This window comes from Corallococcus carmarthensis (assembly GCF_003611695.1).
Classification (GTDB): Bacteria; Myxococcota; Myxococcia; order Myxococcales; family Myxococcaceae; genus Corallococcus; species Corallococcus carmarthensis.
This window is the reverse complement of sequence record NZ_RAWE01000287.1, coordinates 1-10803: the sequence shown is the minus strand read 5'-3', so window position 1 is coordinate 10803 and position 10803 is coordinate 1. Positions and strand designations below refer to the sequence as shown.

The 10803-nt window shown below is 69.7% G+C and carries 11 protein-coding genes; 4 read left to right on the top strand and 7 right to left on the bottom strand.

The window, feature by feature from the left end:
- From D7X32_RS40275 to D7X32_RS40260, 4 genes are all read right to left on the bottom strand, one after another.
- Window positions 1-1198: type IV pilus twitching motility protein PilT (locus D7X32_RS40275; RefSeq protein ID WP_147450464.1), on the bottom strand; the 1198-nt coding region annotated here is incomplete at its 3' end.
- A 143-nt stretch (window positions 1199-1341) separates the two neighbouring features.
- Window positions 1342-1743: a 30S ribosomal protein S9 gene (gene rpsI / locus D7X32_RS40270; RefSeq protein WP_120549158.1), complete on the bottom strand. Its 402-nt coding sequence runs from the start codon at window positions 1741-1743 to the stop codon at window positions 1342-1344.
- 9 nt (window positions 1744-1752) lie between these two features.
- The gene (rplM, locus tag D7X32_RS40265; RefSeq protein WP_120607818.1) at window positions 1753-2199 is read right to left on the bottom strand and encodes a 50S ribosomal protein L13; all 447 of its coding nucleotides are present in this window, start codon (window positions 2197-2199) and stop codon (window positions 1753-1755) included.
- Between the two features lie 171 nt (window positions 2200-2370).
- Window positions 2371-4437, bottom strand: coding sequence for an ATP-dependent helicase (locus D7X32_RS40260; protein ID WP_120607817.1), 2067 nt, complete (start codon window positions 4435-4437; stop codon window positions 2371-2373).
- A 34-nt stretch (window positions 4438-4471) separates the two neighbouring features.
- Here D7X32_RS40260 and D7X32_RS40255 point away from each other — a divergent pair, with 34 nt between their 5' ends.
- Both D7X32_RS40255 and D7X32_RS40250 read left to right on the top strand, forming a co-directional pair.
- Window positions 4472-5032: a hypothetical protein gene (locus D7X32_RS40255; RefSeq protein ID WP_244239451.1), complete on the top strand. Its 561-nt coding sequence runs from the start codon at window positions 4472-4474 to the stop codon at window positions 5030-5032.
- Window positions 5033-5060: 28 nt separating this feature from the next.
- On the top strand, window positions 5061-5558 hold the full coding sequence (locus D7X32_RS40250) for a caib/baif family protein (protein WP_120607819.1): 498 nt from the start codon (window positions 5061-5063) through the stop codon (window positions 5556-5558).
- 35 nt (window positions 5559-5593) lie between these two features.
- On the opposite strand, the gene D7X32_RS40245 is transcribed toward D7X32_RS40250, so the two are convergent.
- Entirely contained in the window at window positions 5594-6772 is a 1179-nt protein-coding gene (locus D7X32_RS40245; RefSeq protein ID WP_120607816.1) for a class I SAM-dependent rRNA methyltransferase, read from the bottom strand.
- An 8-nt stretch (window positions 6773-6780) separates the two neighbouring features.
- Window positions 6781-8046, bottom strand: coding sequence for a metallopeptidase family protein (locus D7X32_RS40240; RefSeq protein ID WP_120607815.1), 1266 nt, complete (start codon window positions 8044-8046; stop codon window positions 6781-6783).
- Window positions 8047-8151: 105 nt separating this feature from the next.
- Here D7X32_RS40240 and D7X32_RS40235 point away from each other — a divergent pair, with 105 nt between their 5' ends.
- On the top strand, window positions 8152-8733 hold the full coding sequence (locus D7X32_RS40235; RefSeq protein ID WP_120607814.1) for a Maf family protein: 582 nt from the start codon (window positions 8152-8154) through the stop codon (window positions 8731-8733).
- A gap of 11 nt (window positions 8734-8744) precedes the next feature.
- Here D7X32_RS40235 and D7X32_RS40230 read toward each other — a convergent pair whose 3' ends face one another.
- On the bottom strand, window positions 8745-9707 hold the full coding sequence (locus D7X32_RS40230) for a hypothetical protein (protein ID WP_120607813.1): 963 nt from the start codon (window positions 9705-9707) through the stop codon (window positions 8745-8747).
- Between the two features lie 367 nt (window positions 9708-10074).
- Here D7X32_RS40230 and D7X32_RS40225 point away from each other — a divergent pair, with 367 nt between their 5' ends.
- Window positions 10075-10323 carry a hypothetical protein gene (locus D7X32_RS40225; RefSeq protein WP_120607812.1) on the top strand — a complete coding sequence of 83 codons (249 nt, stop codon included), beginning with the start codon at window positions 10075-10077 and terminating at the stop codon, window positions 10321-10323.
- Window positions 10324-10803 lie beyond the last annotated feature (480 nt).

The window sequence follows — 10803 nt, the reverse complement described above, 5'->3', positions numbered from 1 at the left end:
GCGTGGGAGTGGGCGCCGCGGGGGCCGCCTGGGCGGGCGCGCCCTTCTGCGCGAAGGACGCCGAGCCCGGGATGGGCCGCTCCTCGCCGGCCTTGGCGTCGAAGTTGTCCCACTTCGAGTCGGACGTGCCGCTGATGCCGGAGAAGCGCAGCGCGAAGTCGTCCGGGTTGCTGGCCTGGCGGTGGGCCTCGTCGTAGGTGACCAGGCCGTTGCGCACGAGGCTCATCAGCGACTGGTCGAACGTCTGCATCCCGTAGGAGTCCGTGCCCTGCGAGATGGCGTCGTGGATCTCCTTCGTGCGGTCCTTGTCCTCAATCAGCTCGCGCACGCGCGCGGTGACGCGCAGCACCTCCACCGCGGCCACACGGCCCTTGCCGTCCGCGCGCGGCACCAGACGCTGGCTCACCACGCCGCGCAGCACGCTGGAGAGCTGCAGGCGCACCTGCTTCTGCTGGTGCGGGGGGAACGCGGACACGATGCGGTTGATGGTCTCCGTGGCGTCCAGCGTGTGCAGCGTGGACATCACCAGGTGGCCCGTCTCCGCGGCGTGGAGCGCCGTTTCGATGGTTTCGTGGTCGCGCATTTCGCCCACCAGGATGACGTCCGGGTCCTGGCGCAGCGCGCTCTTCAAGGCCTGCGAGAAGCTCATCGTGTCAACACCCACTTCGCGCTGGTTCACGATGGAGCGCTTGTCGCGGATGAGGAACTCGATGGGGTCCTCGATGGTCATGATGTGGTTGGTTTCGTTGGAGTTGATGTAGTCGATCATCGCCGCCAACGTCGTGGACTTGCCGGAGCCCGTGGTGCCCGTCACCAGCACCAGGCCGCGCTCCTCGCCGCACACCTTCTCCAGCACCGTGGGCAACAGCAGGTCCTTCATCGTCATCACCTTGAAGGGGATGACGCGGAGCACGGCGCCCACCGTGCCGCGCTGCTGGAAGACGTTCACGCGGAAGCGGCCCAGGCCCGGCACGCCGTAGGCCAGGTCCACCTCGTTGCTGACCTTGAACTTCTCCTTCTGGAACTCGTTCATGATGCCGAACGCCATGCGCGCCACCTCTTCCGGGGGCAGGCGGCGGCCGTCCTTGAGCGGCACCAGCGAACCGTCCACGCGGAACATGGGCGGCAGACCCGCCTTCAGGTGGATGTCGGAGGCTCCGCCGCGCAGGGCGATCTGCAGGATTTCGTTGAGTTCCATGAGAGGGCCCGGATGGTAGCAGAACGCGCGCGCCCACCGCGACGGGGCACGGCCCACCCGCTTGCCCGCAAAGCACGACGGCGGAGGCTTCCCGAAGGAAACCCCCGCCGAAGAGCGGCCGGACAGCTGGCCGGCAAGCGTGATTAGCGCTTGGAGAACTGGAACCGACGACGGGCGCCGGGCTGGCCGTACTTCTTGCGCTCGACCGCGCGAGCATCGCGGGTGAGGAAGCCGGCCTTCTTCAGCGCCGGACGGAACTCCGGGTTGAAGGCGCACAGCGCGCGCGCGATGCCGTGACGGATGGCACCGGCCTGACCAGAGAGGCCGCCGCCGCGCACGTTGACCGTGACGTCGAGCTTGCCCTTCTGCTCCAGGATCTCCAGCGGCTGGTTGAGCACCATCTTCGACGTCTCACGGCCGAAGTACTCGTTGATGTCGCGGCCGTTGATGACGACGGCGCCGTTGCCAGGACGCAGCCAGACGCGAGCGGTGGCCTCCTTGCGGCGGCCCGTGGCGTAGAAACCAAGTTCAGGATTGATCGCCATGGCTGTTCCTTACGCCTCGACCTTGTACGCCACCGGCTTCTGCGCGGTGTGCGGATGGGTGTCACCAGCATACACCTTGAGCTTCGTCATCATCTGACGGCCCAGGGCGCTGCGGGGCAGCATGCGGCGCACGGCGTTGAGGATGATGTCCTCGGGGTGACGCTGGCGCAGCTTCTGGAGGTTGGTGATCTTCAGGGCGCCCGGGAAACCGGCGTAGGGGTGACGGTAGTACTGCTTGTCCGTCTCCTTCGTGCCCGTCACCTTCACCTTGTCGGCATTGATGACGATGACGTGGTCACCCGTGTCGATGGACGGGGTGTACGTGGGCTTGTGCTTGCCCTTCAGGAGGGTGGCGATCTGACTGGCGGCGCGACCAAGCACCTTGTCGGACACGTCGATGACGTGCCACTGGCGCTTGATGTCCCCAGCCTTGGCGCTGTAGGTCTTCTGCGACATTTCGTGCACTCCAGACTTCGGCGCGACACCCCAGGTGCATGCCAGGGGGCGCGTGCTCGTGCGATACCAACCGCGGGTCCTCCGTCAAAAACTCCGACAGAAGCCCGGAAAGGCTGACCCTCCTAGTAGGACGGCGGGATCAAGTCAAGGTTGGGCGTACAGGGGAGCCTGTCACGGCGCCCGGCCAGGGGTGCCCGGGCCCGGCCCCCCGGCGGCGGGCTTCTTGAAGCGCTCCTTCAGGTTCGCGAAGAAGTTCTTCTCCTTCTCATCCGGGGGACCCTGACGCGGCGCGTCCATGTCCACGTTCTCGAAGGCGTCCGGGGGGAGGTCCTCCAGGAAGCGGGACGGGGTGCGGGGCACCTCCTTGCCGCGCTTCACGCGCACGGTGGAGCGGGTGAGGTAGAGCAGCTCCTTGGCGCGGGTGATGCCCACGTAGCAGAGGCGGCGCTCCTCCTCGAGGTTCTGCGCCTCGCCCTGCATGCCGCCGTGGGGCATCAGGTCCTCCTCCATGCCGATGAAGAAGACGAGCCGGTACTCCAGGCCCTTGGAGGCGTGCAGGGACATCAGCGTCACGCGCTTGTTCTGCCCTGGGACGTCCTCCTCCTCCTGGCGCGTGTCCAGGCTGAGGCGGTTCAGGTACGTGAGGAGGCTGGCCTTGGGGCCCTCGCGCTTCTCGAACTTCTCCAGCGACGCGAGCACCCCGTCCACGCCCTTGAGCTTCTTGTCCGCGGCGGTGCCGGAGACGGCCTTGGCGCGGGTGGCCTCGCGGAAGCCAATCTCCTCCAGCAGCTTGTGCGTGGCCTCCGACAGGCGGGGCGTCTGGGTGAAGGCCTCGCGGTAGCGCTCCACCATCTCCACGAACTCCAGCACCTTGCCGCCCGCGCCCGAGGGCAGGTCCTCGTAGGTGTCCGCGCGGCGCATCACCGTCCAGAGCGTCACGCCCTCCGCGCGCGAGTGCGCGTGCAGCCGCTCCATGGTGACGTCGCCAATGCCGCGCGAGGGCACGTTGACGATGCGCATGAGGGAGATTTCGTCCAGCTTGTTCGCCAGGACCTTGAAGTACGCGATGACGTCCTTCACCTCGCTGCGGTCGAAGAACTCGCTGCCGCCCACGACCTCGTAGGCGATGTTCTTCTCGCGCAGCATCTCCTCCACCGGGTGGGCCTGGCCGTTGGTGCGGTAGAGCACCGCGATGTCGTCCGCGGGGACGCCCAGCGAGATGTGCTTCTGGATTTCATGCGCGATGAAGCGGGCCTCCTCCTCGTCATTGGGACACGCCACCACCTTCACCAGCGGGCCGCCCTTGCGGTCGGTCCACATGCGCTTGTCCTTGCGCTCCGGGTTCTTGGCGATGACGGCGTTGGCCGCGTCCAGCACGCGCTGGGAGGAGCGGTAGTTCTGCTCCAGCCGCACCTCCTTGCCGCCCGGGAAGTGCCGCTCGAAGTCCAGGATGTTGCGCACCTCCGCGCCGCGCCAGGAGTAGATGCACTGGTCGTCATCCCCCACCGCGCACACGTTCTTCGCCGCGCCCGCGAGCAGCTTGAGCAGGTCCAGCTGCGCGTGGTTCGTGTCCTGGAACTCGTCCACCAGGAGGTACTGGAAGCGGGCCGTGTACTTGCGGTGCAGGTCCGGGTGCTCGCGCAAGAGGCGCGCGGGCAGCACCAGCAGGTCGTCGAAGTCCACCGAGCCCTGCGCCTTGAGCGCGAGCTGGTAGTCCGCGAAGACCATGGAGGTGATGAGGTCGTAGTCGTCCCCCATCCCCTCCGGCTTGGGCTGCGGCGTCTCACCGGAGTTCTTCGCCTTGGAGATGAGGGTGAGGACCTTGCGCGCGTCGAAGGCGCGGTCGTCGATGCGCTTCTCGCGCATGGCGCGGCGGATGATGGACAGCTGGTCGCCCATGTCCGCGATGGCGAACTTCTTCGGCCAGCCCAGCCGGTGGATGTCCTCGCGCAGGACCTCCGCGCCGAACGCGTGGAAGGTGCACACCAGCACGCCCTGGGCGCGCGGCCCGGCCATGTGGATGAGCCGCTCCTTCATCTCCGTGGCGGCCTTGTTGGTGAAGGTCACCGCGAGGATGTTGCGGGCCATGATGTGGCCCGGCCGCTCGTTGAGCAGGTGGACGATGCGGTGGGTGATGACCCGCGTCTTGCCGCTGCCAGCGCCCGCCAGCACGAGCAGGGGGCCCTGGAGCGTCACCACGGCCTCGCGCTGAGGAGGATTGAGCTTCGAAAGGTCCATTGCGCGCGGGCCAGGGATACCCTTTGATTCGTTCGTGCGCGACTATTTCCTACGGCTGGCCATGGCATCGCTCGCGCTCAGCGTGGGCGGCGGCTGCCTTGACGACCGGCGCACGACATCTCCCACCCCGCGCGACGTGGTGACGACCGCCGCACCGTGCGTGTACTTCAAGGATTTGGCGCCGTTCCTGCCGGACTCACTGGAGGGCTTCACGGTGGGTTCCACCGCGGGCTCCACGGGAAAGTACGGCGAGGTGTCCGTGTCGGAGGCGGAGCGCACCTACACGCGGGGCGAAGGCCGCGAGGTGAAGGTGCGCATCGTGGACACCACCATGGGCTTGAAACTGGGGCAGGCCATCCGCGAGGCGGCGCAGAAGGCACGCGGGCGGGCGGCCAGCGACCCCACGGCGCCCATCCAGTGGAAGGAGGCCGTGGGCTTCGTGCGCTATGACGCGGACGAGGCCGTCGCGGAGGCGAACCTCCTGGTGGGTGACCGCTTCGTGGTGGCCGTCACCAGCCGCGGCTTCCCCAGCACCGTGGAGGTGCGGCGGGTGGCGCGCGGCATCGACCTGGCCGGGCTGGCCCGGCTGCAGTGAATCAAGAGTCCAAGGAGCGTTTGTGGCGGTGAAGGACAAGGGGTCGCGGCCCCAGACGACCCAGGAGTTGCTGGAGCAGGAGAAGGCGGCGCGCCTGGGCGTGTCGTCCCTGGGCAAGCGCGAGTTCATGGACCAGTTCCAGAAGCTGTCCAAGAGCTACGCGGTGGACCCGGGCAACCCCGGCTCCTACGCGTGCGAGGGCTGCCAGCGCTGCGCCAACTGCATGTTCTGCAAGGACTGCGACAGCTGCCACCAGTGCACGCACTGCACCCGGTGCGAGCTGTGCACCAACTGCTCGCACTGCGTGGAGTGCAAGAACTGCCACGCGTGCGCCTACTGCGTGCAGAGCGAGAACTGCTCCAGCAGCGCGTACGTGGTGCTGAGCAAGAACCTGCAGGACTGCAACTACTGCTTCGGCTGCGTGGGGCTGTCCAAGAAGGACTTCCACATCCTCAACGTGGGCTTCAGCCGCACCGAGTACTTCAAGGTCGTGGGCCGGCTGCGCAAGGAGCTGGGCATCCCGTAGCGCGCAGTCCGGCCCCTCCCCCACCGCGCCCGGCCTTAGAGGGCGCGCACGTAGAGGGCCTTGAGGTACTCCGTCTCCGGGAGCCCCGCGAGCACCGGGTGGTCCAGGCCGGCGCCGCGCCGCTCCAGGATCTGCACCGGGCGCTTCGCGTCCGCGGCGGCGTCCAGCACCATGGACTCGAAGCCCTGCCGGTCCAGCTTCCCCGAGCACGAGCACGTCACCAGCAGGCCGTCCGGCTTGAGGCAGCGCAGGGCGCGCAGGTTGAGCTCGTGGTAGGCGCGCAGCGCGGTGGCCAGGCCCTCGCGGCGCTTGGCCAGCCCCGGCGGGTCCAGGACGATGGTGTCGAAGCGGCGGCCCTCCTGGTCGAAGCGGCGCAGCACGTCGAACGCGTTGCCGTTCTCCACCTTCACGTGGGCGCGGCCGTTGGCCTCCGCGTTCGACTGGATGCGAGAAGCGGCCTTCGCGTCCTGCTCCACCGCGAGCACCGACGTGCAGTGCTTCGCGAGCGCGAGCGCGAAGCCGCCGTGGTAGCTGAAGCAGTCCAGCGCGTCGCCCCGGCCCAGCTCGCCCGCGCGCAGGTGGTTGTCCACCTGGTCCAGGAACGCGCCCGTCTTCATGTCGCCCAGCAGGTCCACGTCGAAGCGGTTCTCGCCCTCGTGGTAGGTGAAGCGCGCGGCGCCCTCGCCGTGCAGCAGGCGCACCTCGCGGGGCAGGCTCTCGAAGTCGCGGCCGGACGCGTCGTCGCGGCACACCACGTGGCTCGCGCCCGTCCTCTCCACCAGCGCGCGCGCGAGCATCTCCTTGCGGGCGTCCATGCCCTCCGACAGCGTCTGCACGGTGAGGCCCTGGCCGTAGCGGTCCACGAAGAAGCCGGGCAGCAGGTCCGCCTCCCCGTGCACCAGGCGCAGGCCGTCCCGGCCGGGCAGCACCGCGCGGCGGGCCAGCGCGGCGTCCAGGCGGCGGATGAAGAAGGCGTCATCCACCTTCTCCTCGTTGGGGCCCTTGCGCGTGAGCAGCCGCAGGGCGAGCGGGGAACGCCGGGCGTAGAGTGCCTGACCGATGGGGTTGCCCTGCGGATCCACCACCGCGACCACCGCGCCCGGCGTGTCGGTGGCGGGAGGCTCGGTGAGCTCCGTGCGGTACAGCCAGGGGGTGCCGCGACGCAGCGTCTTGGCGCCCTTGAGGCTGACCCGGGCGGTGGGAAGGGAAGGCATGTGGGGGCTCACTCCAGGCCGCGTGCGGCCAGTTCCTCGTCGTCTTCCCCGCGCAGATGCCCGATTTCATGCAGCAGTGTCACGCGAATCTGTTCGCGCAGCTCTTCAGGCGTCCGCACCGCGCGGGCCAGGTTGCGCCGGTAGAGGGCCACCGAGCGGCAGGGCGTCTCCGAGCCGTCGCACGGTTCCTGGAGGGACGGGCCCCGGAACAGGCCCAGGATGGTGGGCGACAGGGGCGGCTGGTTGGCGAGCAGGTCGTCCTCGGAGGGAATCTCCTCCGTGGCCACCGGCACGCCCTCCAGGTCCTTGCGCATGTCCGCGGGCAGGTCCGCCAGCGCCCGCGTCACCTGGGCCTTGAACTCGTCCGGGGACGGCAGGGGCGGCGGGGGGAAGTCCTGGGGCTCCAGCGCGCGGGCCTTCTCGAAGTGTTCCTCGGCCCGGGTCCACTGGCCCTCGCGCTCCAGGAGGAGGCCCAGGTGCTGGTGCGCGTGCGCCGCGCGCTCCTTGTCCTTCAGGAGCGACGCGAAGGCCGTCTTCGCCTCGCGGAAGCGGCACAGCTCGAAGAGGGCCAGGGCCTTCTCGTACTTCGCCTCGTGGTTGCCGGGCTCGCGGGCGAGCACGATGGTGGCGCGGTCCAACGCCTGGTCCGCCTGCCCCAGGTCGTTGAAGGCCATGGCGGCCACCAGCGCCAGGGAGGGCACGAGCTCCGGGGGCGTGGAGGGCTGGGACAGGCCCCGCTCGGCGTAGAGGGCGCCCAGTTCGTCCCGCTCGCGCGTGGAGGGCAGCTGCACCGCGTACAGGTGCGCGGCGCCCAGGAGCGCGTCCGCGTCCCCCGGGTCGATGGCCAGCGCGCGGGCGAAGGCGAGCTGCGCCTCCGGTTCGCGGTTGAGCGCGGCCAGGGCGGTGCCCCGTTCCGCGTGGGCGGCGGCGAGGTCCGGCTCCTGCGCGGCGGCCTGCGCGGCGCAGGACAGCGCTTCCTCGTAGTGGCCCTCGTCGTAGTAGTCGCGGGCGGCGTCCAGGGGCGCTCCGCCCCGCGCGTCGCACACCGCCAGCGGGTGCACCTCCGCCACCGCGTCGTCCGGGGCCTTCACGGAAGCGTGGGTGCCCGCGTCCATGAGGGCCTCCACGAGCGGGCCCGCGTCCGCGTCCGCGCCGGCATCCACGACGGTGGCCGCCACGCCCGCATCCGTGCCCGCGTCGGCGTCCGCCGGAGGAGAGCGTTTGCAGGAGGCGAGCAGGAGGAGACAGACAGCGAGCAGACCGCGCCGCGACATGGGCGGGGAGGCTATGGCATCCGCCCCATGCACAGGAAGCGGGGACGTGCCTGCCCGCCTGAGGGGTCCCCCGCCCGCCCCGGCTGCATTACCCTCCGGCCTCCCATGAGAGAACTCATCCTGGCATCCACCTCCAGCGCGCGACGGGTCCTGATGGACGGCCTGGGCCTGCCCTACCGCCCCGAAGCCCCCAACGTGGACGAGACCGTCCCCGCGGACCTGCCCGCCGACGAGGCCGTGCGGATGCTCGCCGTCCGCAAGGCCCGCGCGGTGCAGGAGCGCCACCCGGAGGCCTGGGTGCTGGGCGCGGATCAGCTGGTGGAGGCGGGGGACACCGTGCTGGGCAAGCCCCAGGACCGGGACGCGGCGCGGGCGCAGCTCACGCGCCTGCTGGGCCACACCCACGTCATCCACACCGCCGTGTGCCTGCTGGGGCCGGGCGGCCATCACTCGGAGACCCTGGAGGACGCGCGCCTCACGTTCTTCTCCGTGCCGCCGGAGGAGCTGGAGCGCTACCTGGACACCGGCGAGTGGGAGGGCTGCGCGGGCAGCTACCGCGTGGAGGGCCGGGGGCAGGCGCTGCTCCAGAAGCTGGAGGGCGACCGCACCAACGTGCAGGGACTGCCCATGCTGTCGGTGGTGCGGCTGCTCAGGCAAGCGGGCTTCGACCTCTTCGCCCGCCCCTGAGGCGCAGGGGCTCACCTCGGACCGGACAGCTCCGCGAGAATCTCCTGGTACGCGGTGCGCGCCTTGTCGGTCTGGTCCGCCTTGAAGCTCACCGCGGCCACCACCGGGTGGCCGCCCCCGCCGTAGCGGCCGGCGATGGCGGCCAGGTCGTGCTTGCGCGTCTCCGGCTTCCACGGGTTGGAGCCCAGCGACACCTTGGCGCGCGACGCGCCCTTGCCCACCCACAGCGTGTAGCGCGCGTCCGGGTAGAGCGCGTACGCGATGAACTTGTTGAGGCTGTCCACGCCGTCGTCCACCAGGTCGAAGGAGACGACGCCGTTCTCGTACCGGGCCTTCTCGCGCACGAGGTCGATGTTGCGCTGGTGCCGGAAGAGCAGCGGCTCCAGCGGGGCGGAGATGAGCGGCGACGCGGCGATTTCCGCCAGCGAGTCCGTCTGCATGCGCCGGATGACCTCCGGGATGAGCGTGTCGTCCTTCGTCGCCTCCAGCACCGTCATGATGCGCAGCGCGGGCTCCTCCAGCGCCACCGCCATCTGGGGGCTGGGGAACTGCGCGCCGTCGATGATCTCCGCCCAGTGCAGCAGGTCCTTCAGCGGGGACGCGTCCCAGCCGAAGCGCTCGCGCGCCACGTCCGCCAGGTACAGCGTGCAGCTCTTGCGATGCGGGTCATGGAACTTCCGGCCGCTGGTGTCGCGCTGGAAGTGGGGCTCGTCGCCGGGCTGCTGGAAGGCGGAGGCGTGGTGGTCGAACCACCAGGTGAGCCGCGCGTCCTGGCTGTAGCGGAAGTCGACGATGACGTTCTCGTCCCCGGTGAACACGGCCGGCTCGATGCCCTCCGCGCCCGGCTTGTGGGCCAGCCCCCGGTAGCTGAACGTCGCGTCCGCGCGCACGCGCTCCCGGTAGAAGCGGGTGAAGACCGCGGCGCTGGCCGCGCCGTCGAAGCAGTTGTCGTGGAAGAGGACCTGGACTCGCATGGGCGTCCGCCCTCTACCCTGAATCCCACCGCGTCCCAACCGCACCGTGGTCCCCTGGCCGCAGGGCCTGTGGCCAGGGGGTGACACCCGACCCAGCCCTGTCGTTCCACGACCTCAGCGTGGATGCGCGCCATTGAACGATGCGTGGAAATCACCTCTGTGGCTGAACGAAAAACTCGACAGAACGAGGAACGACCCTGAAGGGCTGAAAAAAGGAAGGCCCTTCGGCCCCACGGAAACCCGCTATCCGCGAGGAAAACCCCTGGAAACAGGAACCTGCCGGGGAGGCTGAGCCCTGGCACCTCGCCTGCATGGTGTCAGACCGACGAGGTACTCACCCGCGCAGCACGAAGTGGCGGGAGGAACCATGGCGAAGCGGACCGCAGGCAAGACGAAGAGTGGCACGGTGCGGCGGCAGGGTCGGCGGGTGATGCCCGCGCTGCGGCGCACGGCGAAGCGCGCGCGGGTGGCGGCCCAGAAGGCCCAGCTCACCCTGGGCGAGGTCATCGCGGCGGCGTTCGACACGGCGGGCGGAGAGATGAGCGGCGTGCTGGAGCTCGTTACCTCCCCGCAGATGACCCGCGCGCTGGGCCGTCGCATCGTCGTCGTCAGCTGACGAACCCCGCGTCCCGGTCCACGAAGCGCCCAGGCCGCGCTTCCGGCAACGGATGCGTGCGGGTGCGCAAGATCGTCGCGACACGGCTGTCAGCCTTCCTCCACCAGGTGCCGCGTTTCACGTGAGCGCGGGTGGAGCCTTCCCTCCCCTCCTTTTCGTCCTGGAACCTGGATCCGCCGGACCAGGCAATGGATCCGCGCACGGGTTCATCCCGACCCTGCGCTGCCCGCGTTCGTCACTTCGCGCCGGGTGGGTCGCGCGCTTCGCACCTGAAACACGACGGCCCGCGCTCCCCGGAGAAACGGGGAACACGGGCCGGGAAGCCCCGGAGACCGGGGCTTGGACACCTGTGGCTAGTACCACCTGATCAGATTCGGGAGGGGCCGCGCGGCAGGTTCGAGTCGTCCACGAGCCTGCGGCAGAGGGGGCAGACGCCTATCCAGCGCAACAGCACCTGTTGAAGACGGCGGCGGACTTCAG